The following is a 22,739-nucleotide window of genomic DNA, read 5'->3' as shown; positions in this document are numbered from 1 at the left end:
GCGCTTTTCTTAAATGGAGGGACCTTTGTATGAGTACAAGAAGATTAGTCATTGCCGGGACTGGCAGTGGAGTTGGTAAAACGACATGTACAATCGGCATCATGGCTGCTTTGCAACAAAAAGGCTATACTGTGCAAGGGTTTAAATGCGGACCGGATTATATTGATCCTTCTTATCATACTGCGGTTACAGGCAGAGTTTCACGAAATTTGGATAGTTGGATGTTTGAACATGATACGGTACGTGAAATGGTAGCACGAGCAAGTAAAGGAGCCGATATTTCCATTATTGAAGGAGTCATGGGCTTCTATGATGGGAAAAGTCCGTTAGAGAATACAGGCTCAACGGCTGAGATTAGCATGATCACAGAAAGCCCAGTCCTGCTTATTGTAAACTGTGCTAGTATGGCGCGTAGTGCAGCGGCGATTGTAAAAGGTTTTCAAACGTTAGCGACTGGCCCGAATATTGTCGGTGTGATTGCCAATCAAGTTGGCAGCGTTGGACATTACAATATTGTAAAGGCTGCCATTGAGCAAGAGTGCAATGTCCCTGTACTTGGCTACATGAAGCGGGAGCAGGATATCGATATTCCTAGTCGTCATTTAGGGTTAATTCCAGCCATTGAACGAGGCGAGTTAAATCCGTTTTTTGAAAAGCTGGCAAACCTTATTTCGGAAACAATTGATGTGGACCGTCTATATGAATTAGCGGAAACGACGGAAATTGTAGAAGAGCCAACAGGTTTATTTGAGCAGCGTGAAGATCAAGGGGTTTGTATTGCAGTTGCTAAAGATGCAGCATTCAATTTCTATTATCAAGAAAACCTTGAATTATTAGAAGCTTACGGAGCAAAATTGACGTATTTCTCTCCATTAAAGAATGAGGAAGTTCCTGCTGAAGCGGATGGTTTGTATCTTGGGGGAGGTTTCCCGGAAGAGTTTGCAGCTGAGTTAGTTCATCATGAACGTGCAAAAGCATCGATTCAAGAAGCTGTTACGAGCGGCATCCCAACGCTCGCTGAATGTGGCGGCTTTATGTATTTAACAGAATCGATTGCCAGCACTGAAGGTGTGGAGTATCCAATGGTGGGGCTCATTCCTGGAAAAATAATGATGCAGAAGAAGCTGGCGGCGTTAGGCTATCGAGAAATATTCGGAACAGAAGGGAATTTCCTAATCAATCCGAATCAACAAGCAAAAGGTCATGAATTTCATTACTCTACGTATGAAAGAACGGAAGGTTTGCCATATGCGTATGAAACTAAGGGCCGTTTTGGCAAGAAACAAGAAGGATATTTAAAAGAAAACCTTGTCGCGGGCTATACACACTTCCACTTTGCTTCCAATCCAGAAATTGTTGAGCGTTGGATTCAGGCATGTGTCCATCATAAGCGTAAGGTATTGAAGTAGAACATGGTGAATTACTATCCAGCCATGTTGAATCTTTCAGGAAAAAAGGCGGTTGTAATTGGCGGTGGAGCAGTTGCAGCCCGAAAGATTTTGACGTTGTTAGAAGCGGATGCTGAAGTGACAGTTATCAGTCCGAACCTCCATGAAAGCATTATGGAAGTGTTTATAGCAAAAAAAATCATCTGGAAGCAAAAGAGGTTTGAACCGGAGGATTTGCAGGATTTCTTCTTAATTATTGCAGCTACTAATCAAGCGGTAATTAATAGGCAAGTATACGAGTCTGCGAACAGTCAGCAATTAATAAACCTTGTTGACCGTCCTGATTTAAGTAATTTTATCGTGCCAGCTTCGCTTCGAAGAGGAGCATTGACGATTTCAGTCTCTACTTCTGGGGCGAGTCCAGGATTGGCCCGGAAAATTAAACAAGATCTTGCGAAAGAGTATGACGAAGTATACGAAGAATATCTGCTGTTTCTTGAACAATCGCGAAAAAGAGTGATAGAAGAAGTTGCAGATAGTACAATAAGAAGACACATATTACAGGGTTTGCTTGAACCACAATTTTTGGAGTTGACGAGGCAAGCCAATTATAAAGAACGAGAAGCGCGTTTACTACAATTATTGACAGGAGAGATTGCGCCATGAGTCAAGGGAAAGTCTATTTAGTTGGTGCAGGCCCGGGTGATCCAAAGCTGCTTACAGTTTATGGGCTTGAATGTATTCAAACTTCGGATGTAATTGCTTATGACAGGCTTGTTAATCCGAAATTATTAGAATATGCAAAAGAGGGAGCTGAGCTAATCTTTTGCGGAAAATCACCAGGAAGACATCATTTTATTCAAGATGAAATTCATACCCTTTTAGTGAATAAAGCGCTAGAAGGAAAAACGGTGACCCGTTTAAAAGGGGGAGATCCGTGCGTGTTTGGGCGAGGTGCTGAAGAGGCAGAAGTATTGGCTGAGCATGGAATCGAATATGAAATTGTCCCTGGTATAACAGCGGGCATTGCGGCTCCTGCATATGCGGGGATTCCTGTCACACATCGCGAGTATGCATCAAGCTTTGCGATTGTCACAGGGCACGGTCGTGATAGTAAAGGCCAAGACCATCTGAATTGGCCAGCGCTTGCAACAGGTATTGATACAGTGGCTTTTTATATGGGTGTAGGCAACTTAGCATATATTTGTAAACAATTAATTGATCATGGAAGATCGGCTCAAACACCTGTTGCTGTCATTGAATGGGGAACGACCGACAAACAAAGAACGGTTACTGGAAACCTCGAAACGATTCATGATTTAGTCGTACAGGAGAATATTCAAAACCCAGCGATGGTTCTTGTCGGTGAGGTTGTTCAATTACGTGAAAAAATTAAATGGTACGAAAAAATAATAGAAACAGAAACGGTTACACCTTAAAAAGGAGAGATACGACTTGTCGATTATTCAAGCACTGAAAGAGCGGCGCGCGATTCGTAATTATGAGGACATTCCAGTCGAAGAGGAGAAAATTCAGCAGTTATTAGAAGCTGCGACATATGCACCGAATGATCGTCTGCGTGAGCCTTGGAATTTTTATGTGATTAAAGATGAAGCGAAAAAGCGTTATGAAGCATTAGCACAAGAATATTTGCAAGAACGCTTTCCGACTAAGCCTCATTTAGTAGAAAGCTCGCTAAAAGTCGTGACATCGACACCGGTCGTCATTGTTGTAACGGCAGATCAGGTTCCGGATGATTCAGATGCTTCTCACGATAATGTATTTGCAGTATGTTGTGCGATTCAATCGATGTGGCTTGCAGCTGGAGAGCTTGGTCTCGGGTTTGTTTGGCGTACAAGAGGAGTCGGTCTTGTTCATGACGAAAGAATGCATCGGTTTATCGGGTCGCCAGAAAATCAAAAGGTAGTAGGGACGATTTTTATCGGGTATCCAAAAGCCGATCAAGAAGTGCCAGCGACGAAACGAACTCCTTATACAGAAAAAACCGTTTGGCTCTAAATCATAAGGAAAAGGGGAGATTAAGATGGCACGCCAAGGATTATTTTTGATTTATACGGGTGAGGGAAAAGGAAAAACAACGGCCTCACTTGGTGTGACGCTTCGGGCCATTGGCCGAGGAATGAACGTGAAATACTTGCAGTTTATTAAATCCCCAGAGCGCACATATGGCGAGGCATTGGCACTTCGGAAGTTAGGTGTTGAAATGGAGCAATTAGGCATCGGGTTTACATGGACGAAAACACCAGAAGAACATCGAGCAGCTCTAAAGCAGGCTTGGGCAAAAGCGAAAGAAGCGCTCCAAAATCCTGCAACAGATTTGCTTGTATTAGATGAACTCAACAATGCATTAGCGATTTCTAAATTTCCAATTGAGGATGTCCTGCCGCTTGCAGAGGTGGTGGAAGCGATTCGTAACCGCCCTTCTCATATGCATCTCGTTGTAACAGGGAGAAGTGCAGCGAATGAATTAATCGAACTTGCTGATCTTGTGTCTACGATTGATGCGACGAAACATTACTATGAAAGCGGAATTCCTGCTGTAAAAGGATTAGAATTTTAAAGAAGCGAGGTATGTTTATGACTGCAAAAGCAATTATGATTCAAGGAACATCCTCTGATGTAGGGAAAAGTGTCATTTGTACAGCCTTCTGCCGAATTTTTTCTAATGATGGATTACGTGTTGTGCCCTTTAAATCACAAAACATGGCGCTGAATTCATTCGTGACATCAGATGGCGGTGAGATTGGACGAGCGCAAGGCGTTCAAGCGGAAGCAGCACGTGTCGTGGCGACAACCGATATGAACCCCATTTTATTAAAACCAAAGCAAGATATGGTGTCAGAAGTTATTGTTCATGGTAGACACTTTTTAGATATGGATGCGAGAAGCTATCGCAATAACTTTGTTCAAGAAGCGATGCCAATCGTGGAAAAATCCGTTCGTAAGCTGCAACAATCCTATGATGTAATCGTTTTGGAAGGGGCAGGCAGTCCAGCAGAGATTAATTTGAAAGATCGCGATATTGCCAACATGCGAATGGCTCATCTGGCAGATGCAGCGGTTATTTTAGTTGCTGATATCGATCGAGGAGGCGTATTTGCTTCTATTGTCGGAACGCTAGCACTCTTAGATGAAGCGGAAAGAAAGCGTGTTAAGGGCATTATTATTAATAAATTCCGTGGTATGCGTGAACTGCTGGATGACGGAATCCGTTGGGTTGAGCAGGAAACAGGCATCCCAGTCCTCGGTGTTGTTCCATATATTGATGTCAATATTGAAGCGGAAGATTCCCTTGCCCTTTCTTCATTACGTTTTAAAAAACCAAAGCAAAATGAATTTGCTATCGATGTAGCGATGATTCGTTTGCCGCGTATTTCTAACTTTACGGATGTTGATCCACTTTTTGATGAACCGGATGTTGGCGTGCGCCTCGTTAGTTCATTAAAAGAGCTTGGCGAGCCAGATCTATTAATTATTCCAGGTACGAAAAATACAATCGGTGACTTAGCGTGGTTGAAAGAGGAAGGATTTGACCGGGCTATTTGTGAACTTCATGCAAAAGGAAAGCGAGTTATTGGTATATGTGGCGGTTTTCAAATGCTAGGATGTGAATTACTAGACCCTGATGCAGTAGAAGGCAGTGGTGAAAGTGCGATTGGCCTTTCTTTGCTTCCAGTGAAGACCATTTTTAATAAAGAAAAGAAAACAAAGCAAATGACAGGTCGTCTTGTTCAAGCAATCGGGTTAAGTGAGATGACACTTTCAGGTTTTGAAATTCACCTTGGAAGAACAAAAATTGATGCTGCCAAAGCAAGTCCTTTTTTATTATTAGAAGATGGCCGCGAAGATGGCGCCGTATCGAATGATGGGTGTGTCATCGGTACATATTTTCACGGCGTGTTCCATAATCGTCAATTTACGAGAGAGCTAGTTAATCAAATTCGTAAACAAAAAGGGTTGCCGGAAGTGCAGGAAACGGTTAAATCGGATGCCGAGAGAAGAGAAGAGGCTTATAATTTGCTTGCGAATCATGTAAAGCAACATATTGATATGGAACGCGTGTATCAGCTAATAAATCCTGAATTTTCCTTCGAATCATAAAAAAGATTATCTCCTATCCATCTTTAGTGTATAATCAAGCATAATGAACTATACATATGAAACGGATAAGGTGTCTACATTGACTTAAAAGGGAAGTTGGTGAAAATCCAACGCGGTCCCGCCACTGTTATTAGAAGTTTACAGCGAATGCCACTGTAGGTTTATGGGAAGGTGTTGTAAACGGTTTCTAAAAGCCAGGAGACCTGCCTATCCGAACACTTATAATACCTACGCGGATAGGGAAGTGTATGGCGGATATCCATTTATACATAATAGCCATGCAAACACCTCTGATCCTGTAGGAGGTGTTTTTTCTATGTTCAAAAAAGAAAAATGGGGGATAAGCATGAAAAAATTATCTAGTTTGTCAGCTGTGTTAGTACTTTCGGTAGGTCTTATGGCAGGATGTGGTGATTCTTCTAAAGAAGAAAATGCTTCAACTTCTAAAGGGAATGAGCCAACTGCTACCCAAGCTTTTCCGGTGACAATTAAGGATGCTGCGGGTGAAGAAGTGACAATTGAAAAAGAGCCAAAAAAAATTGTTTCCCTTATTCCGAGCAACACAGAAATTGTTTTTGAACTAGGGGCAGGTGACAATGTTGTCGGTGTTTCAGATAACGATAATTATCCAAAAGAAGTAGAGAAGATTGAGAAAATCGGCGGCATGGAGATGAATACGGAGAAGGTGATTGCACTGGAGCCGGATTTAGTGCTGGCTCATGCCTCTAATGCTCATAATGGAAGCGAAGGAATTAAACAATTAAAAGAAGTAGGTATTCCAGTACTAGTCGTTAATGATTCACAAAACTTTGAACAGGTCTATGAATCGATTGAAATGATTGGTCAAGCAACAGGTGAAAACGAAGCAGCAGAAGAACTTGTTCAAGATATGCAGGAAGATTTAAAAGAGATTCAAGAAAAAGCGAAGGCTGTGACAGAGCAGGACCGTAAGAAAGTGTTGATTGAAGTGTCGCCAGCACCTGAAATTTATTCTCCGGGTAAAAATACATTTATGAATGAAATGCTGCAAATGATTGGAGCAGATAATGTAGCGGGAGATCTTGAAGGCTGGGCTAAAATTGATGAAGAATCAATGATTGCTGCTAATCCAGATGTAATCGTTACGACTTATGGATACTACACAGAAGATCCAGTTGCCCAAGTGAAGAGCCGCAGCGGGTGGGAAGATGTTACAGCGATTAAACAGGAACAGATCTATGATGTGCATTCTGATTTAGTTACTCGTTCTGGCCCACGTTTAGTAGAGGGAGTAGAGGAACTTGCTGAAGCAATCTATCCGGAAATTTTTAACTAATAATAAACCTTTAGCTTATATTATTGCCGTTAGTTTTCTACTATTCTCGATGATGGTAGGGATTTCAATTGGTTCAGTTTCAGTTCCTTTTCTCACATTATTTCAGATATTAGGTAAGGAAGTATTCCATTTACCCATTGCAGCACAACCAGATACGATGTTTACGAATATTGTCATGAATATTCGCTTGCCGCGTGTGTTGTTAGCGGGCTTAGTAGGGGCATCTCTCGCTATTGCGGGAGCTGCCTTTCAAGGTTTGTTGCGCAACCCGCTTGCGGATCCATATACATTAGGGGTCTCTTCAGGCGCATCTGTTGGAGCCGTTGCGACGATTTTTCTTGGACTTTCTATACCTGTTTTAGGTAGCTTTACACTTCCGATATTGAGCGTAATCTTTTCGGTCGTCACGATTTTTTGTGTACTTCTTTTTGCTAAAAAAATGGATCGATCGATGAAGGTTGAAACGATTATTTTAACAGGGATTATTTTTAGTTCGTTTTTAAGTGCGTTCATTTCGCTCATGATTGCGTTAACAGGTGAGGAATTACGTCAAATTATCGGCTGGCTCATGGGGAGTGTGTCGATGCGCGGTTGGAACTATATTGTAATTATCCTGCCGTTTTTCGTTATCGGTTCACTGATTTTAATGATGAATACTCAGGAACTAAATGCTATGACATTTGGGGAAAATCGGGCGAAGCATTTAGGTGTGAATGTACAAAGACGGAAGTTAACCATTTTAATAGCAGGTTCTGTTTTAACCGGAGCTGCTGTTGCTGTATCAGGGACGATTGGCTTTGTGGGTCTCGTTATTCCTCATATTATTCGGCAAATTTGGGGACCAGATCATAAACATTTATTGCCGTTATCGTTACTCATCGGCAGTGGTTTTTTAATATTAGCTGATTTGGTCGCAAGGATGGTTATATCACCATCTGAATTGCCAATTGGTGTTATTACGTCTTTAATTGGTGCGCCAGCATTTGCTTTAATTTTACTAAAAAGAAGAAGGCAAGGGGAGAGATAAGATGCTTGAAGTAACGGGGTTATCGGGTGGGTATTATAATCACCCTGTCTTAGATTCGGTTTCTTTTACGGTAAATAAAGGGGAGTTGTTTGGAATACTCGGCCCAAATGGGAGCGGAAAAACAACACTTCTAAGCATGTTAAGCGGCGTGTTAGCTTATGAAGCCGGTACAATTAAAATTAAAGGCAAAAGTCTAAAGGAATATTCAGCAAAGCAATTAGCACAAGTGATTGCCGTTCTACCACAGCATTCTTCGCTTGCGTTTTCTTATACGGTGAAAGAAACCGTTTCACTTGGTCGATATGCCCATCAAAAAGGCCTATTTCATTCATGGTCAGACGAAGATGAAGCCGTTGTTCAGAAAGTAATGGAACAGACAGGGGTAGCCGATTTTAGCGATTATCAGTTTGAACAGTTATCTGGGGGAGAAAGACAGCGTGTATTATTAGCTCAAGCACTTGCTCAAGAACCAGAAATTTTATTTCTAGATGAACCAACGAATCATCTCGACCTTTCCTATCAAAAAGGGCTGCTCGATTTAATGAAGAAGATGGCGCTGGAGTATGAGCTAACGGTCATTGCTATTTTTCACGATTTAAATTTAGCTGGTTTATATTGTGATCGTTTAATGCTGCTTGAAAAAGGCCGAGTAAGGGTGAACGACATTCCAAATGAGGTGCTAAAGCAAGAACGAATTCAGCAAGTATATCGAACAGAGATTGAAAAGCATCCGCATCCAGCGATTCCAAGACCGCAAATGTTTATTGTCCCCGATCAGCATGATTCAGAGAAAGAATCGTGTGTGATTAATGGGGAATATTTAAAGGTTTCAGATGAAATGATTCAATTGCATGCCCCGATTCCATTGCGGACGATGTCTTCAGGAGTGACAGGTTCTGGAACTGGATGGCATCAGGTATTTGTGAATCGTCATGTGTCTCATACATATAGCTGTGAGAATCATGTAGAAGAAATGACGGATTATTTACGAAGTTATGGATTTGAACCGAGTGAAACAGTTGGCATGATGACAGCTGTTTTTTTAGAAGCAGTGTCTTATCGGTTTTTACAGGGAGAAAACTTTTCAATCTTTGTCGTTGTGACGGCGGGAGTCGGGAACGCAGTTGATGCTTCGCTTGCTGATCAACATTCAGATGCGCCAAGGCCAGGAACGATTAATACGTGGATATTTATCAACGGTCACGTAGCTGAAGAAGCATTCATTCATAGCATTGTCACGGCAACAGAAGCGAAAGTAAAAGCCTTGCATGAACTTGGTGTGAAAGATCCAGTTACAAATACCTGGGCAACAGGAACATCAACAGATAGTATATTAATCGCCGCTACACAGCGAGGAGAGAGGCTTCAATATGCGGGTACCATTACGCCGCTCGGAAAGCTGATTAGTCGAGGCGTATACGATTGTACGGTTGAAGCGATTGAAAGAAATGAGCGGGTGAAGCGAACATGATACTAACTCATCTATATGCCATTACATTGGCGTTTTTCCTCGATGTATTGATTGGGGATCCCCCTAAGTGGCCGCATCCGGTCAAATGGATAGGGACGCTTATTAGCCGATTAGATCAAAAGTTAAATACAGGTCATTATAAGAAACAAAAAGGCATGGTTATGCTAGTGATTGTTTTGTTGCTAGCATTTGGATTAACGGTTGCGATTACCTATTTAGCTTACCAATTACATATGATTGCAGGAATCATTGTGGAAGCGATTTTAATTTTCACAACGATTGCTCAAAAAAGTCTTCGTCAGGCAGGGATGGACGTATTTCGTCCGCTTGTAGAGGGAGATATATCAGAAGCTCGTTTAAAGCTTTCTTATATTGTTGGTCGTGATACGGATCAGCTGGATGAAGGTGAAATTGTTCGCGGAACGGTTGAAACAGTCGCCGAAAATACGAGTGACGGCATTACAGCTCCCTTATTTTGGGCTCTTATTGGCGGGGCTCCGCTAGCGATGGTGTACCGAGCGATTAATACATGCGATTCGATGGTTGGTTATCGCAATGATAAATACGGAGAGTTCGGCTGGGCATCTGCTAAGTTAGATGATGTTGTGAACTGGATACCGAGCCGACTAACAGGTTTTTTAATGCTGCTGGGTTATCCGTCACGCTATCATCAGTGGAAAAAGCGCTGGTTGATATTATGGGCAGATGCAAAGCGTCATCCAAGTCCAAATAGCGGATGGACAGAAGCGGCAGTGGCTTCTCTTTTAGGTATTCAATTGGGCGGTCGTAATGTGTATAAAGGCGTGGTTTCTTATCGTGCAAAAATGGGGCAGCCTCTTGTTCCATTAAAAGCCATTCATATTCGTAAGACGATCTCTATTATGCATTTCGCGTCGGTGCTTTTCTTAATACTGCTTTGGTTAGGGGGCTTGATTTATTATGGCATTACCAACTCATGGAGCTAATCCGCATTACTTATATGAAGCGCTTGGAATGGACATGCCTTCATCCTATGTTGACTTTAGCGCGAACATTAATCCTCTAGGCCCTCCTTCTAGCTTACAAGAGCATTGGTCTCGTCTGTTTAACAGCATAATTCACTATCCAGATCCGCATGCTGTGGAGTTGACAAAACCTTTAGCTTATAAAGAGCAGCTTTCGGAACATTCTATTCTGGTTGGGAATGGCGGTGCAGAAATGATTACCCTTGTTGCGCGTTTGTTAGCGGGCAAGAAGGTGCTGATTATTCAGCCTGCTTTTGCTGAATATGCAGAAAGCTGTTACGCTGCGGGCTGTGAAGTGAGTTTTTATCAACTGCAAGAACCGAATTGGGAGTTACATATCGAGTCATTGCGTCCGTACTTGCAAAAAAATGATGCTGTTTTTTTATGTACACCGAATAATCCTACAGGTATTTCCTTCGCGGAAGAATCGGTTCATGAACTCATTGTGGAATGTGAACAAGCGAACTGTATGGTTGTCATTGATGAGGCATTTTATGATTTTACAGAAGATTCTTTTACCTATGCACCACTTCTTGCTCAATATAAGCATGTTATGATTTTACGTTCGTTAACGAAAATTTTTGCCATTCCAGGTTTACGTTTAGGCTATTTATTAGCAGATGCAGAAATGATTCAGCAATTAAAGCCGTATAAACCGCATTGGAGCGTTAATGCTATTGCACTAGAGGCAGGGAAGCTCTGTCTTACTGAAGAGATATATGTAGAGAAAACGAGGGCGTATATCCATGAGCAAAAACAGAAATTATTTTCGTTTTTTGAAGAATATGAGTTTGATGTTTCTGATAGTTCCATTAACTTTTACCTATTAAAAGATTCAAAAGTTAAAGATTCAACGGCGATGTTGAAATTTTTATTAAGCCGAGGGATTATCCCGCGCCACACGTATAATTTTCCAGGATTAGATGGGAGATGGCTTCGTTTCGCGATTAAAAGTAAACGGGATAATGAAGTATTGATGGAGGGATTACGTGAATGGCGAAAGCAGCACTCTACTTTATAACAGGTGGCGTCAGAAGTGGAAAGAGCCGCTTTGCCGAACAAACTGCGCAAGAATGGGCTATAGAGCAACATGCCACTCTTCACTATTTGGCATGTGGACGAGTATTTGATGCTGAAATGGCAGAGCGTGTAAATAGACATCAAGAGGATCGTGAGAACAGTCCGATTCCATGGAAAACATGGGAATTACCTACTGATATTGAGAGAATAGTAGATGGAATCAATCAAGATTCTGTCGTTTTATTAGATTGTTTAACAACGCTTGTGGATAATGAATTATTTACACCGCAAAAGCCGCTTGAAGCGGAGTTTCTAGAAGAGACTTTCATAAAAATTATGGAGGGTATTGAAGAAATTCAGCGTCATGCTGCTTGTTTGATTATTGTAAGCAATGAAGTGATTCAAGAACCAATTTTCCACAACGAATTTTTGCATACATATGCGAAAATGTTAGGCTTGCTTCATCAAGGCATTGTAGAACGTGCTGATGCAGCGTACATGGTTGAATGGGGGATACCGGTTATGAAAAAAGGAGGTGCACCAATATGAGTGGAGTGATTGGGTTTCTGATTAACCTGCAATTCTTTACGGTTATTCCACTAAAAAAAGCACTGCCAATGGAGAAACCATTTATCCATCGCGCAATTCAAACATTTCCTCTAGTAGGGGTGTTACTCGGCCTGGTGATGGGAGCTGTTTTATATGCAATGGTTGAATGGACTCCGTTTTCAACGCTTTCAATCGCTTTTGTTCTTTGGTTATTAACGATTGTGTTAACCGGTGGTCTGCATCTTGACGGCTGGATTGATACGAGCGATGCGTTTTTTTCCTATCAGGATAAAGAACGACGTTTAGAGATTATGAAAGATTCGCGTACAGGTGCTTTCGGTGTCATTTCAGTTATTGTGCTGCTGGCTATGCGTTTCTTATTTATTTATGAGATTGTTGACCGCCTAACGATTTGGAGTTATTTTCTCATCATTATTATGCCGTTTTTAAGCAAGTGCGTGATGGGCTATTTGCTTTGTAAAATGCCGCTGGCTAAACAAGAAGGCTTAGGGGCTTTTTTTCAGAGTGCTGCTCGCAAAAATAGTCTGTACGTTTATTGGTTATATTTACTGGCAAGTGCTGTAATAGCCTTTGTATTAGGAACGAAAATCGGTATTTTACTAATGATCCTTATGATAGCAACGGGTTTATTTTTGCTATTCCTTAAGAAGAAAATTGTGCAGTGGTATGGCGGAATCACTGGAGACGTATTAGGTGCATCAGTGGAAGGAGTGGAATTGTGGTTATGGTTCATTCTATGGCTATTACATTACTTCGTCACGGGCTAACAGAGGCTAACGAGCGCAAGGCCTATCTTGGTTGGACAGATTCTCCTTTAAGTGAAGGCGGCAAGGCAGACATTCAGGCACTAGCCGGCTGTTTTGATACATATGAACATGTCATTTCCAGCGATTTGCCTCGTTGTGTAACAACGGCACAGCTCCTATTTCCGACTGCTTCTATTATATCAGACTCCGCTTTTCGTGAAATGAATTGGGGGCTTTGGGAAGGAAAAACGTATGAACAATTGAAGGAAGATTCATACTATCAAACTTGGTTAGAAAACCCGATGAAAGCGGATGTTCCGGATGGAGAAAGCTATCCTTTTTTTTCGGAAAGAATCAGGGAAGCTTGGCGAAATCTTAACATTGGAAAAGCAGGGAATATTGTGATTATGACACATGGCGGCGTGGTTCGCGAATTGTTAACCCGTTATGCTCCTGAAGAAAAGTCATTTTGGGATTGGCAAATTCCGCATGCGGGCGGTTATGAATTATTTTGGAATGATAAAGAAGCATGGAGGAGGGGAGAGCGATGCACTTCGTTACGGGTGGTGCCTATAATGGAAAAGCAAAATGGGTAAGAAACTATTACTCTGAGGAGGCACCGGTGCAATGGATATCTGCTTATCGAGGTGAAGCACTTCCCTTTGATTTCGATGAAGATTTTGTTGTCTTGCAAGGAGTTGAGATGTGGCTTCGAAACGAGGTACAACAGCAAACGGCAGCGGCAATTCGCATGAAATGGCAGGAAATTATCAAACGATGGCGAATATGGGAAGAGGAGAAAAACACGCGTTGTTGTATTATCATTGGAGCGGATATTACAAAAGGGATTGTCCCCATTGAAGCGTATGATCGAACTTGGCGCGATGCTTCCGGCTGGGTTTTTCAAGATATAGCTGCTGCTTCTAGCCGTGTCGATATCATTTGGTATGGAATAGCTCAACAAGTAAAGTAGAGGAGGAAATTTTTTATGAAGATTTACACACGTACAGGTGATAAAGGACAAACAAGTGTGATTGGCGGTCGTTTAGATAAAGACGATATTCGAGTGGAGTCTTATGGTACAGTTGACGAAGTGAATAGTTATATTGGGCTTGCGGTGACGGAGTTAGACCCTGCTATTTTCGCTGATGTATTAGCAGATCTTGAAAAAATTCAACATGAGCTATTTGACTGTGGCGGCGACTTAGCAACCATTTCTGAAAAAGCACCGAAAAAATTAACGGATGAAGCGATTACATATTTAGAAGAGAGAATTGATGCATTTATCGTAGAAGCTCCAGCATTAGAGCGATTTATTTTACCAGGAGGATCAAAGGCAGCGGCAACAATTCACCTTGCTCGTACAGTGACTCGTCGTGCAGAACGATTAGTTGTTGCCCTTGTGAAAACGGGAGCTGCCGTGTCCCCTTTAGCACTTCAATATTTAAATCGCTTATCAGATTATCTATTTGCAGTTGCCCGTGTTATTAACTTCCGTTTAGGTGTGAGCGATGTAGAATATGCGCGTAGTGCGAATGTATTCCGCGGCGGAAAAAGAAAGGAACGCGAGACAGAATAAGCGTTTAGATTAAAGGAGTTCTTGTTTTCTATGGCTAGTAAAACAAATGCGATGCGTCTTCTTGATGCAAAGAAAATCGACTATCAGATGATGGGATACGACAATCAGGATGGCAAAATTGACGGCCTATCGGTTGCTGAGAAAATTGGCAAAAGCCCTGAGTCAGTGTTTAAAACGTTAGTCGCTCATGGTGCCCCGCAGCATGTATATGTCTTTGTCATTCCAGTAGGAGAAGAACTAGATTTGAAAAAAGCAGCTAAAGCAGCGGGTGAGAAGAAGATTGAAATGCTTCATGTCAAAGACCTTTTAAAATGGACTGGCTATATCCGCGGCGGCTGCTCTCCGATTGGGATGAAGAAGCTATATCCAACCTTTGTGGATGATAGTGCTGAAAATCTCGATACAATCATTGTCAGCGGTGGAAAAATTGGTACGCAAATCGAACTAACTGTTGAAAATTTAATCGCTGCGACTGAGGCGAAAGTTGAAGCATTAACGAAATAGGGGCTATCTTATTGGATAGCCTCTTTACTGTTTCCGCGGAATAGTTGACGAGGAGGGGCTATCTAAAATTTTGCCCTTAAACATACTTTTTGAGGATGGCAAAAAAGTAATTGCCTGAGGAGAATGATTGTTTAACTGAATGGGAGGAGTCCTAAGTCGTATAATCAACAATAAAAGCCTATTAAAAAGTGGGCATTCACCTATCTATTCGGTTTTGCATACCCTATCCTGAAACAACACATCTGGTTAAAGAGGAGAGTGTGTTCAAGGTGACAGGAAAAGCATTGCATTACTTTGCTGGGGGAAATACAGCACGAGGCTATTTCAGCTTATACGAATCTAATTTCGCTGAGTTAGAGAAGGTTTTTATTTTAAAAGGCGGCCCAGGGATGGGGAAATCAACGTTAATGAAAAAATTAGCGAATGAATGGCTAGAAAAAGGCTATGATGTAGAGCATATTCACTGTTCTTCTGATCCCGATTCGATTGATGGTGTTATTTTTCCAGCTTTAAAAATTGGGCTTGTGGATGGAACAGAGCCGCATGTCGTAGAACCGAAAGCACCGGGGGCTATTGAAGAGTATGTGAACTTAGGTCATGCATGGAATTCACAGCAGTTAGTTGCGGAAAAAGCAGATATTCTTCGTTTAATGAAAGAACGGCAGGAAGCTTATGAGAGGGCTTACAAACATTATGCTGAAGCGCTGGCCGTTCATGATGAATGGGAAGAAATATATATTGCTAATATGGATTTTGAAAAGTTAAATGCATTAACAGGGAAATTAAAAACAAAGTTCTTTGGCGATATTTTCTTGAATAAAAAGGCAGATGTCCGGCATCGTTTTCTAGGAGCGGCTACACCGATTGGCGCTGTGGACTATGTTCCTAACTTAACGGAAGGTTTGCCGAAACGTTATTTCTTAAAAGGAAGACCAGGTTCGGGAAAATCAACGTTGTTAAAAAAGCTTGCCACGACGGCGGAGAATAGAGGATTTGATGTTGAAATCTATCATTGTGGATTTGATCCAAATAGTTTGGATATGGTGATTGTTCGGGAGCTTGGGATGGCGATTTTTGATAGTACAGCTCCTCATGAATATTTTCCGAGTCGTGAAGGCGATGAAATTATCGATTTATATAAGGTCGCTATTTTACCTGGAACGGACGAAATTTATAGTGACCAAATTAAAGATGTTTCAGCTAGATATCGTGCAAAGATGAATGATGGAACAGCTAGTTTAGCTGAAGCCAAGAAGCTGCACGATGAGATAGAAAAGATTTATCAAAGAGCGATTGACTTTACAATTATTGATGATATTCAAAAAGATATGGAAACGGATATCCTCGATTTAGCAAAAGGAAATACAAGTAAATCGATTTTACATTAATAGAGAATGCCGTATTCTTTTATAGAGTACGGCATTTTTCATTGAGTTGGGGTTAATTACTTCGTTCATGGAAAAAAAACATCGAACCGAACAGGCAAACCGTTACATGCTGAAAATTTTTAAAAAGAGTATAGGAGATATCATAAGGGGACATACTATTGATGTAATTGAATTTTTCCAAAAGTATTCCCCCTTTTCTCCGCCTGTAATCATATTTACAGGCGTTTTTTTTGATTAAAAAATGTACGTTGTAGGTAGTTGAGATAGCTGACAAATTGATGAGGATAGTATAATGTGGTAATTAGGCCTTTGTCTAAAAATTGAGTCAAAGGCCAATTTTCTAATGCGAAAATAGTAGGTAACTATATGTCTGGAGGTAAGGCAAATGCCTTTTTATAATAAGTTTTTTCATCATTATCTACAAGTATCTCGATTCTTTACGAAGAAATTAAATGAACATCTTTCTAAAATAGATTTGCATCAAGCTCAATGGTCAATTATTTATTATTTACATGAGTTTGGTACAGCAACTCTTGTTGAAATTAGCACTTATTTGAATGTGGAAAAACCAACTATAACAAGAACTGTTAATCGCTTAGAAGAGAGAGGGTTCATTGAACAAATTCCGGGAAAAGACAAGAGGGAACGCCGCATTCAGTTGACGGATCTAGGTATGCATACATATGAGGAAGGTAAAAAAATAGTCGATGAATTTGAACAAAATATTATGAAGGATATTCCTGAAGCTGATCGTGAAGTAACAAGACGAACTTTAAGAAGCTTACAGAGAAATTTAAAGGAAAGTAGTAAATAAAGACAACCCATTAATGGTGGGTTGTCTTAAAATTTATACGTCCACATACGTTCTTCTTGAAGTTGGGAAATGAATTCTACCTCTTTGTTGGCGACTTGTTCTTCCCAATTTGCTAGAAGTGCCTCTGTTTGAGAACGATGTGCTTTCATGGCAGCTAGTTTTTTACTTTGAATAGAACGAATATCATGTACAATATCTGGATTTCCTAATTCATCTAGGCAGTTGTTTGAAAAAGCTACACAATGGAGCTTTGGACGTTCATCTTCCGGCATTCTTGCAACAGCTCGTACAACGGCTCTTCCTGTTGCTTCATGGTCAGGATGCACGCTGTAACCTGGATAGAATGTAATAACTAACGAAGGGTGAAGTTCATCGATAGCTTCTGCAATCATGTTTGTTAACTTTTCATCATCTTCGAATTCAATGGTTTTATCGCGGAGTCCCATCATTCGTAAATCCTGAATCCCGACGGCTTTAGCAGCATCAAGGAGCTCTTGCTTACGAATAACGGGAAGGGATTCTCTCGTTGCAAATGGCGGGTTGCCAAGGTTGCGCCCCATTTCACCTAACGTTAAACACATATATGTAACAGGTGTCCCAGCTTGAATGTGTAAAGCAAGTGTTCCGGCAACAGCAAATGATTCGTCATCAGGATGCGGGAATACGACTAAAATATGTTTTTCCTTTTCCAACATGATCTCTCCTTTCATTCCTTATTCAAAAGGGCTGTAACTAAGCTGTAAGGCAACAGCTAGCTTGCCTGTATAATCAAGTCCGGCTAATAATAATCTACCTGATTGATCCACCTCAAAATGAGTTAAACCTTCTGCGTAAATCCAGCCGATGGAAAGTTTTAAGCCAACTCGGTATGGTCCTTCACCAATGATTTTTCCATGTTCATATTGAACAAGGGCATTTCTAATATAGGCACCTGCTGAGAAGAACGCTTCATTATGATGGCTGGCATATGCTCCATTTGTTGTTTCTAAATGAAGATAAACATCTTGCTTAGCAAAGGAGTCAATGATAGCTTGTACTTCTTTTAAATCAATAGATTTCATCGATTTTCCCCCCCTTATATATGAAAGTGAAAAGGCCGCTCTATATGTTGGAGCAAGCCTTTTATGATGATTCAGATTCATTATTGAGTTACTTTGTTTGGCGTGCCATATTTATGATAAGCTCCGTGATTAACTGGACCTACATATTCATTCATTTTCCAAGAATGACGTACAGCTTCAGTAATGAAGTCTTTTGCCGTATAAATTGCTTCTTTTACTGATTTTCCTTCTGCAAGTTGAGCTGCGATTGCTGCTGAAGACGAGCAGCCAGCTCCATGTGTATTTGTTGTTTCAATTTTTTCGGATTCTAAAATTTCAAACTCTTTGCCATCGAATAAAAGGTCGATTGCTTTATCGTGATCTAATTTGTTTCCACCTTTAATTAGGACATATTTTGCACCAAGCGCGTGAATTTTTTCTGCTGCTTGTTTCATGTCGTCAATTGTTTTAATTGGTGCTGTGCCAGCTAGTTGTGCCGCTTCGAAAAGATTTGGTGTTACAACAGTTGCTCGTGGTACAAGCACATCGCGAAGAGCAACAGCCGTTTCAGGATGAAGTACTTCATCTTCTCCTTTACATACCATAACAGGGTCAATTACGACTCTATCTAATTTTAGCTCGTCTATTTTTCGAGCAACGAGTTCGATGATTTCTACTGAACCAAGCATACCTGTTTTCATTGCATCAATGCCAACAGACAAGATCGTTTCCATTTGTGCTTCTAGTACGTCAACAGGCGTTGGGAAAACGTTATGTGCCCAACCTTTTTTCGGATCCATTGTTACAATCGTTGTTAATGCAGACATTCCGTAAATACCGAACTCTTGGAATGTTTTTAAATCAGCTTGAAGACCTGCGCCGCCGCTAGAGTCTGATCCAGCCACTGTCATTGCTTTTTTCATAGTCATATGTGTGACCCCCTTAGGAGAATTAAAATCTGTATAATATTATACCCAATATCCTTGTTTTAGAATATACCATTATTTCCATTCTGTAAAATGAAGAAGATCTTTGTTTTTGCTTATGAGGATAGGTAATAATGAGAGATAAAAAGGAGGGTAAAAATGATAAACCACGTGTTAGCAAAAGATTGGCAAGTTCTTTTAGAAAAAGAATTTAAAAAACCATATTATATGGAGCTCGAACATTTCTTGGAGCAAGAGTATGAGCAGCATCATGTATATCCGAAGGCTGAGAACATTTATCAAGCTCTTCAATTAACACCTTATGAAGAGGTGAAAGTTGTTATTCTCGGGCAAGACCCGTACCATGGTTCAAATCAAGCGCATGGTTTAAGCTTTTCTGTTCAACCTGAAGTGAAGGTTCCGCCATCTTTAAAGAATATCTATAAGGAGTTGCATCAAGATATAGGCTGTTCCATTCCGAATAACGGTTATCTGATTGAATGGGCTAAGCAAGGGGTGCTGCTGCTAAATACCGTTTTAACTGTACGAGAAGGAGAGGCAAATTCTCACCGTGGGAAGGGTTGGGAGACATTCACGACGGAAGTTATTCGTTTGTTGAATGAACGAGAAAAGCCCATGGTGTTTATTCTATGGGGAAAACCAGCCCAAAGTAAAATGTCTCTAATTGATACAGCTCGTCATAAAGTTTTAACAGCTCCACATCCAAGTCCGCTATCGGCTAATCGAGGATTCTTTGGGAGCAAGCCTTTTTCGAAGACAAACGCCTATTTAAAGCAATGGGGTATACAAGAGATCGATTGGCAAATTTCAAATCGATAAAGGGAAGGGAGGAGCCGGTTGATGAAACGGATAAATTGTATGGCATGTAAGCATTATTTTGTTACATGGGACATGAAATTTCCAAAGGGGTGTCGCGCTTTTCAATTTAAAACACCAAACTTACCATCCCTAGATGTCTTTCGCTCGTCAGGAGAAGTATGCCTAAAATTTGAAGATAAGCGAAAGAGGGGGAAAATCTAGCGTGCACATTGTTTCTGTTGAAGGGGAATTTTTGATATGCTAAATAAGATCCGATAGGCGAGGTGAATAGAATTGCAAATCTCATCGAAGCAAGTGTTAGAAAAGATGGAGGAGCTTGTTGCAAGAGCAAAGCAGGCGGACTCTGAAGAAGCATTAAAAGGATACATAATGGCTGTACAAGCACTGTGTGAGGTGATGGTGAATGAGCAGCCGCCAACTTCTCCACTGCCTATAAGTCAACCCGTGAAGCAGATGACGACTATGCAGCCTATGCAACATACAACAACAGTCCCTATAACAGAGCGAGTAAAGGTAGAAGGGGCTAACGGCAGTTCGTTATTGGATTTTTAAACATAGAGGAGAGAATACGATGAAGCTGTTTATTATTTTAGGAGCGATTAATGCATTTCTAGCGGTCGCTTTAGGAGCATTTGGAGCACATGGTTTAGAAGGGAAAATTCCGGATAAATACTTGAACACATGGGAGAAAGCTGTTCAATACCAAATGTTTCATGCAGGTGGTTTATTAGCAATTGGTTTACTTGCTGGAAAGGTTTCGGGTTCTCTTGTTAATTGGTCTGGCTGGCTGATGTTTGCGGGGATTATTATTTTTTCAGGAAGTTTATATGTTTTATCTGTGACGCAAATTAAGATATTAGGTGCCATTACGCCAATTGGTGGATTAGCTTTCTTGGCCGCGTGGGTTCTTATGATTATTGCGGTCTATAAATTGTAAAAATCAAAAAGCTGGTGAAAGGTTTATGCCTTTCACCAGCTTTTTTTATCTCGGTGGGAAGGAGGATAAACTAGGACCACCTGAAAATGGATATTCATATTCAATTTCTTCATCAAATGTAATGTAGTCTAAGTATACCATTGGAATTAAGTAACGCTTTCCGCTTTGTGGATCACTAAGAATGAGATGGTCACGCCCAGCCGCTTCAATAATCCCTTTGAATACTTTTGCATTCCATTCTTTGTTATTCTCAAAAGTTGCATAAACGGTGGCAAGCTTTCCTTTATTTAAGCGGAGGATATTTTCAATATAAGATTGTTCGACAGGAAGCATACCAGGGACTTCAGGTCCTCCTGGAGGCTGGCCTGTTGGTAAGGGACCCTGTGAACCTGCTTGTTGTTGTGGAAAAGGTGCTTGTTGCTGTTGTTGCTGTGGAAAAGGTGCCTGCTGTTGTGGATAAGGCATTTGCTGCTGTGGCGCAAACCCTTGTTGATATCCTTCCCCTTGTCTATAAGCAGCATCTGGATTTTCAAAAGGCAGGTAAGGACCGCCATAAGGATACCCTCCATAAGGATTTGGGTTATTATTTTGTGACATGGTATTCCCTCCTAATTAATCAATATTTGAAAGGTTTGAGAAACACTTGGGCATTCGGATTATGTCGGTTGGGAAGGCAGTATGTTGTATAACGATTAGTAAGTGATAAGCTGTTAAAATTATCACTATTTCAAATTTATGGAGGAAAGGGTTGGATTATGCTAGAAGAAATTTTAATTTCATATGGCATATGAAAAGCCCTCGAATAATCGAGGGCTCACTTAATGGACTTGCACGTTTCTTAATGTTTAGCCCCAACGGCTTACTGGTCGAGCCGTTTCTGCTTTTCTTGATGTCTAGCTTCAACGGCTAGCTCGCTGTGAAAAAGATGAAAGCCCTCGAAAGGCAAAGAGCGCCTTCCGGGTCTTTCCCTATTTTCTTCACAAGCTGGTCGAGCCGTTTCTGCTTTTCTTAATTAAACATATAGGAAGGATGGAATAGATTCTTCCGTTAAAATATTTCCAACGAAGAACGAACCAAACTCCCCGTAGCGAGCGCTTACTTCATCAAAGCGCATTTCGTATACTAATTTCTTAAATTGAAGTACATCATCCGCAAAAAGTGTAACACCCCATTCATAGTCATCGAAACCGACAGAACCCGAAATGATCTGTTTTACTTTTCCTGCATAGCTGCGGCCAATCATACCGTGAGAACGCATTAAGCTTTTGCGCTCATCCATGCTAAGCATGTACCAGTTATCGTCTCCTTGACGACGCTTATCCATTGGATAGAAGCATACATGTTTAGCTTGTGGCAGAATGGGATATAGTCGAGCGCGTACATGTGGATTTTGATACGGATCTTCACCTTCTCCACCTGCTAAGTAGTTGCTTAACTCAACGACAGAAACATAAGAATAGGCTGGAATTGTATATTCAGCCAGCTTTGTTTTATTGAATTCATTTTCAATCGCATTTAATTCTTCCATTGTAGGACGAGCAAACATAAGCATAAAGTCTGCTTTTTGACCAACGATTGAATAAAGAGCGTGACTTCCTTCATTATTGCTTTGTGTTGTATTCCATTTGTCTAGTAAACCTTGGAATTCTGAAATCGCTAATTGGCGTTCATCGCTCGAAAGCGTTTTCCAAGAAGCCCAATCAATTAGGCGAAAATCGTGCAAACAATACCAACCATCTAGAGTTTGTGCTGCTTCACTCATTACAATCACTCCTAAAGTGTTAAGATACCTTTAATATAACATAGTTTTCATAATAGATTTGTCTTTAAACAATCAATTGACGATGTTCGAAAAAAGTTCATAAATAGAGTTTTCCCATTAAGGGAATCATTTAAAACCATGAAAATAGTTTGAAAGCGGTTTAATAAGTATGGAATTTCAATACATCCTAGAGTATTCTTAAGTTATACCAAAAACCATACGTTTCTCGCCATACATAATGAGCAAACAGAGAAGGGAATCGTATACATTAAGGAGGATGTAGCAA

27 protein-coding genes and 1 riboswitch are annotated in these 22,739 nt (G+C 40.8%); of the genes, 22 read left to right on the top strand and 5 right to left on the bottom strand.

Features of this window, described 5'->3' with window-relative positions; all coding sequences use genetic code 11:
- The first annotated feature begins 29 nt into the window (after positions 1-29).
- The 19 genes from V7068_RS18360 (at position 30) to V7068_RS18270 (ending at position 16,948) form a co-directional block, all read left to right on the top strand.
- On the top strand, positions 30-1,409 hold the full coding sequence (locus V7068_RS18360; RefSeq protein ID WP_499713975.1) for a cobyrinic acid a,c-diamide synthase CobB: 1,380 nt from the start codon (positions 30-32) through the stop codon (positions 1,407-1,409).
- A 3-nt stretch (positions 1,410-1,412) separates the two neighbouring features.
- Entirely contained in the window at positions 1,413-2,054 is a 642-nt protein-coding gene (locus tag V7068_RS18355) for an NAD(P)-binding protein (RefSeq protein ID WP_499713974.1), read from the top strand.
- Entirely contained in the window at positions 2,051-2,827 is a 777-nt protein-coding gene (gene cobA / locus V7068_RS18350) for a uroporphyrinogen-III C-methyltransferase (RefSeq protein WP_499713973.1), read from the top strand. Before V7068_RS18355 ends, cobA begins: the two co-directional genes overlap by 4 nt.
- 16 nt (positions 2,828-2,843) lie before the next feature.
- Positions 2,844-3,407 carry a nitroreductase family protein gene (locus tag V7068_RS18345; RefSeq protein WP_375350108.1) on the top strand — a complete coding sequence of 188 codons (564 nt, stop codon included), beginning with the start codon at positions 2,844-2,846 and terminating at the stop codon, positions 3,405-3,407.
- A gap of 25 nt (positions 3,408-3,432) precedes the next feature.
- Complete coding sequence (locus V7068_RS18340) at positions 3,433-3,969, top strand: cob(I)yrinic acid a,c-diamide adenosyltransferase (RefSeq protein ID WP_499713972.1); 537 nt, start codon at positions 3,433-3,435, stop codon at positions 3,967-3,969.
- 17 nt (positions 3,970-3,986) lie between these two features.
- On the top strand, positions 3,987-5,510 hold the full coding sequence (locus V7068_RS18335) for a cobyric acid synthase (protein ID WP_499713971.1): 1,524 nt from the start codon (positions 3,987-3,989) through the stop codon (positions 5,508-5,510).
- A 51-nt stretch (positions 5,511-5,561) separates the two neighbouring features.
- A riboswitch (cobalamin riboswitch) is annotated at positions 5,562-5,734 on the top strand.
- Between the two features lie 122 nt (positions 5,735-5,856).
- Positions 5,857-6,825 carry an ABC transporter substrate-binding protein gene (locus V7068_RS18330; RefSeq protein WP_499713970.1) on the top strand — a complete coding sequence of 323 codons (969 nt, stop codon included), beginning with the start codon at positions 5,857-5,859 and terminating at the stop codon, positions 6,823-6,825.
- The gene (locus V7068_RS18325; RefSeq protein WP_499713969.1) at positions 6,791-7,852 is read left to right on the top strand and encodes a FecCD family ABC transporter permease; all 1,062 of its coding nucleotides are present in this window, start codon (positions 6,791-6,793) and stop codon (positions 7,850-7,852) included. Before V7068_RS18330 ends, V7068_RS18325 begins: the two co-directional genes overlap by 35 nt.
- Position 7,853: 1 nt before the next feature.
- Positions 7,854-9,323: a heme ABC transporter ATP-binding protein gene (locus tag V7068_RS18320; RefSeq protein ID WP_499713968.1), complete on the top strand. Its 1,470-nt coding sequence runs from the start codon at positions 7,854-7,856 to the stop codon at positions 9,321-9,323.
- Complete coding sequence (gene cbiB / locus V7068_RS18315) at positions 9,320-10,288, top strand: adenosylcobinamide-phosphate synthase CbiB (protein ID WP_499713967.1); 969 nt, start codon at positions 9,320-9,322, stop codon at positions 10,286-10,288. Before V7068_RS18320 ends, cbiB begins: the two co-directional genes overlap by 4 nt.
- Complete coding sequence (cobD, locus tag V7068_RS18310; protein ID WP_499713966.1) at positions 10,263-11,348, top strand: threonine-phosphate decarboxylase CobD; 1,086 nt, start codon at positions 10,263-10,265, stop codon at positions 11,346-11,348. Before cbiB ends, cobD begins: the two co-directional genes overlap by 26 nt.
- Entirely contained in the window at positions 11,321-11,896 is a 576-nt protein-coding gene (locus tag V7068_RS18305) for a bifunctional adenosylcobinamide kinase/adenosylcobinamide-phosphate guanylyltransferase (protein ID WP_499713965.1), read from the top strand. The genes cobD and V7068_RS18305 overlap by 28 nt, the downstream gene beginning before the upstream one ends.
- Complete coding sequence (gene cobS / locus V7068_RS18300; RefSeq protein WP_499713964.1) at positions 11,893-12,684, top strand: adenosylcobinamide-GDP ribazoletransferase; 792 nt, start codon at positions 11,893-11,895, stop codon at positions 12,682-12,684. The genes V7068_RS18305 and cobS overlap by 4 nt, the downstream gene beginning before the upstream one ends.
- Positions 12,642-13,259, top strand: coding sequence for a histidine phosphatase family protein (locus V7068_RS18295; RefSeq protein ID WP_499713987.1), 618 nt, complete (start codon positions 12,642-12,644; stop codon positions 13,257-13,259). Before cobS ends, V7068_RS18295 begins: the two co-directional genes overlap by 43 nt.
- Complete coding sequence (locus V7068_RS18290) at positions 13,211-13,636, top strand: bifunctional adenosylcobinamide kinase/adenosylcobinamide-phosphate guanylyltransferase (RefSeq protein WP_499713963.1); 426 nt, start codon at positions 13,211-13,213, stop codon at positions 13,634-13,636. Before V7068_RS18295 ends, V7068_RS18290 begins: the two co-directional genes overlap by 49 nt.
- A 15-nt stretch (positions 13,637-13,651) precedes the next feature.
- Complete coding sequence (locus V7068_RS18285) at positions 13,652-14,242, top strand: cob(I)yrinic acid a,c-diamide adenosyltransferase (protein WP_375350120.1); 591 nt, start codon at positions 13,652-13,654, stop codon at positions 14,240-14,242.
- 30 nt (positions 14,243-14,272) lie between these two features.
- The gene (gene ybaK, locus V7068_RS18280) at positions 14,273-14,746 is read left to right on the top strand and encodes a Cys-tRNA(Pro) deacylase (RefSeq protein WP_499713962.1); all 474 of its coding nucleotides are present in this window, start codon (positions 14,273-14,275) and stop codon (positions 14,744-14,746) included.
- A 269-nt stretch (positions 14,747-15,015) separates the two neighbouring features.
- Entirely contained in the window at positions 15,016-16,134 is a 1,119-nt protein-coding gene (locus V7068_RS18275) for a PRK06851 family protein (RefSeq protein ID WP_499713961.1), read from the top strand.
- A 385-nt stretch (positions 16,135-16,519) separates the two neighbouring features.
- Positions 16,520-16,948: a MarR family winged helix-turn-helix transcriptional regulator gene (locus tag V7068_RS18270; protein ID WP_252292139.1), complete on the top strand. Its 429-nt coding sequence runs from the start codon at positions 16,520-16,522 to the stop codon at positions 16,946-16,948.
- A gap of 26 nt (positions 16,949-16,974) precedes the next feature.
- Here the strand turns inward: V7068_RS18270 and bshB2 are convergent, their stop codons facing one another.
- The 3 genes from bshB2 to pdxK all read right to left on the bottom strand — a co-directional run bounded on the left by bshB2 (position 16,975) and on the right by pdxK (position 18,917).
- On the bottom strand, positions 16,975-17,640 hold the full coding sequence (bshB2, locus tag V7068_RS18265; RefSeq protein ID WP_499713960.1) for a bacillithiol biosynthesis deacetylase BshB2: 666 nt from the start codon (positions 17,638-17,640) through the stop codon (positions 16,975-16,977).
- A gap of 21 nt (positions 17,641-17,661) precedes the next feature.
- Positions 17,662-18,009, bottom strand: a complete 348-nt coding sequence (locus tag V7068_RS18260) for a YojF family protein (RefSeq protein WP_499713959.1) — start codon at positions 18,007-18,009, stop codon at positions 17,662-17,664.
- A gap of 80 nt (positions 18,010-18,089) precedes the next feature.
- Positions 18,090-18,917 carry a pyridoxine/pyridoxal/pyridoxamine kinase gene (gene pdxK, locus V7068_RS18255; RefSeq protein WP_180319805.1) on the bottom strand — a complete coding sequence of 276 codons (828 nt, stop codon included), beginning with the start codon at positions 18,915-18,917 and terminating at the stop codon, positions 18,090-18,092.
- Positions 18,918-19,073: 156 nt separating this feature from the next.
- On the opposite strand from pdxK, the gene V7068_RS18250 reads away from it, so the two are divergent.
- The 3 genes from V7068_RS18250 (at position 19,074) to V7068_RS18240 (ending at position 20,691) form a co-directional block, all read left to right on the top strand.
- Complete coding sequence (locus V7068_RS18250; RefSeq protein ID WP_499713958.1) at positions 19,074-19,754, top strand: uracil-DNA glycosylase; 681 nt, start codon at positions 19,074-19,076, stop codon at positions 19,752-19,754.
- A 273-nt stretch (positions 19,755-20,027) separates the two neighbouring features.
- Complete coding sequence (locus tag V7068_RS18245; RefSeq protein WP_499713957.1) at positions 20,028-20,306, top strand: YwdI family protein; 279 nt, start codon at positions 20,028-20,030, stop codon at positions 20,304-20,306.
- Positions 20,307-20,325: 19 nt separating this feature from the next.
- Positions 20,326-20,691: a DUF423 domain-containing protein gene (locus tag V7068_RS18240; RefSeq protein WP_499713956.1), complete on the top strand. Its 366-nt coding sequence runs from the start codon at positions 20,326-20,328 to the stop codon at positions 20,689-20,691.
- 45 nt (positions 20,692-20,736) lie between these two features.
- Here the strand turns inward: V7068_RS18240 and gerQ are convergent, their stop codons facing one another.
- Both gerQ and hemQ read right to left on the bottom strand, forming a co-directional pair.
- Positions 20,737-21,288 carry a spore coat protein GerQ gene (gerQ, locus tag V7068_RS18235; protein WP_499713955.1) on the bottom strand — a complete coding sequence of 184 codons (552 nt, stop codon included), beginning with the start codon at positions 21,286-21,288 and terminating at the stop codon, positions 20,737-20,739.
- Between the two features lie 415 nt (positions 21,289-21,703).
- Positions 21,704-22,453, bottom strand: a complete 750-nt coding sequence (hemQ, locus tag V7068_RS18230) for a hydrogen peroxide-dependent heme synthase (protein WP_499713954.1) — start codon at positions 22,451-22,453, stop codon at positions 21,704-21,706.
- Positions 22,454-22,739 lie beyond the last annotated feature (286 nt).

Source organism: Bacillus sp. JJ634 (assembly GCF_036962285.1).
In the GTDB taxonomy this organism is placed as follows: domain Bacteria; phylum Bacillota; class Bacilli; order Bacillales; family DSM-1321; genus Peribacillus; species Peribacillus asahii_A.
This window is presented reverse-complemented; position numbering and strand designations above follow the sequence as displayed.

Bases quoted from the DNA above. Each gene is read 5' to 3' on its own strand.
- cbiB (WP_499713967.1), top strand. From the start codon at position 9,320: ATGATACTAACTCATCTATATGCCATTACATTGGCGTTTTTCCTCGAT.
- pdxK (WP_180319805.1), bottom strand. From the start codon at position 18,917: ATGACTATGAAAAAAGCAATGACAGTGGCTGGATCAGACTCTAGCGGC.
- V7068_RS18335 (WP_499713971.1), top strand. From the start codon at position 3,987: ATGACTGCAAAAGCAATTATGATTCAAGGAACATCCTCTGATGTAGGG.
- V7068_RS18250 (WP_499713958.1), top strand. From the start codon at position 19,074: ATGATAAACCACGTGTTAGCAAAAGATTGGCAAGTTCTTTTAGAAAAA.
- ybaK (WP_499713962.1), top strand. From the start codon at position 14,273: ATGGCTAGTAAAACAAATGCGATGCGTCTTCTTGATGCAAAGAAAATC.
- V7068_RS18305 (WP_499713965.1), top strand. From the start codon at position 11,321: ATGGCGAAAGCAGCACTCTACTTTATAACAGGTGGCGTCAGAAGTGGA.
- cobD (WP_499713966.1), top strand. From the start codon at position 10,263: ATGGCATTACCAACTCATGGAGCTAATCCGCATTACTTATATGAAGCG.
- V7068_RS18355 (WP_499713974.1), top strand. From the start codon at position 1,413: ATGGTGAATTACTATCCAGCCATGTTGAATCTTTCAGGAAAAAAGGCG.
- V7068_RS18330 (WP_499713970.1), top strand. From the start codon at position 5,857: ATGAAAAAATTATCTAGTTTGTCAGCTGTGTTAGTACTTTCGGTAGGT.
- hemQ (WP_499713954.1), bottom strand. From the start codon at position 22,453: ATGAGTGAAGCAGCACAAACTCTAGATGGTTGGTATTGTTTGCACGAT.
- gerQ (WP_499713955.1), bottom strand. From the start codon at position 21,288: ATGTCACAAAATAATAACCCAAATCCTTATGGAGGGTATCCTTATGGC.
- V7068_RS18320 (WP_499713968.1), top strand. From the start codon at position 7,854: ATGCTTGAAGTAACGGGGTTATCGGGTGGGTATTATAATCACCCTGTC.
- cobS (WP_499713964.1), top strand. From the start codon at position 11,893: ATGAGTGGAGTGATTGGGTTTCTGATTAACCTGCAATTCTTTACGGTT.
- V7068_RS18270 (WP_252292139.1), top strand. From the start codon at position 16,520: ATGCCTTTTTATAATAAGTTTTTTCATCATTATCTACAAGTATCTCGA.
- V7068_RS18360 (WP_499713975.1), top strand. From the start codon at position 30: ATGAGTACAAGAAGATTAGTCATTGCCGGGACTGGCAGTGGAGTTGGT.
- V7068_RS18290 (WP_499713963.1), top strand. From the start codon at position 13,211: ATGCACTTCGTTACGGGTGGTGCCTATAATGGAAAAGCAAAATGGGTA.
- V7068_RS18285 (WP_375350120.1), top strand. From the start codon at position 13,652: ATGAAGATTTACACACGTACAGGTGATAAAGGACAAACAAGTGTGATT.
- V7068_RS18240 (WP_499713956.1), top strand. From the start codon at position 20,326: ATGAAGCTGTTTATTATTTTAGGAGCGATTAATGCATTTCTAGCGGTC.
- V7068_RS18260 (WP_499713959.1), bottom strand. From the start codon at position 18,009: ATGAAATCTATTGATTTAAAAGAAGTACAAGCTATCATTGACTCCTTT.
- V7068_RS18340 (WP_499713972.1), top strand. From the start codon at position 3,433: ATGGCACGCCAAGGATTATTTTTGATTTATACGGGTGAGGGAAAAGGA.
- cobA (WP_499713973.1), top strand. From the start codon at position 2,051: ATGAGTCAAGGGAAAGTCTATTTAGTTGGTGCAGGCCCGGGTGATCCA.
- V7068_RS18295 (WP_499713987.1), top strand. From the start codon at position 12,642: ATGGTTCATTCTATGGCTATTACATTACTTCGTCACGGGCTAACAGAG.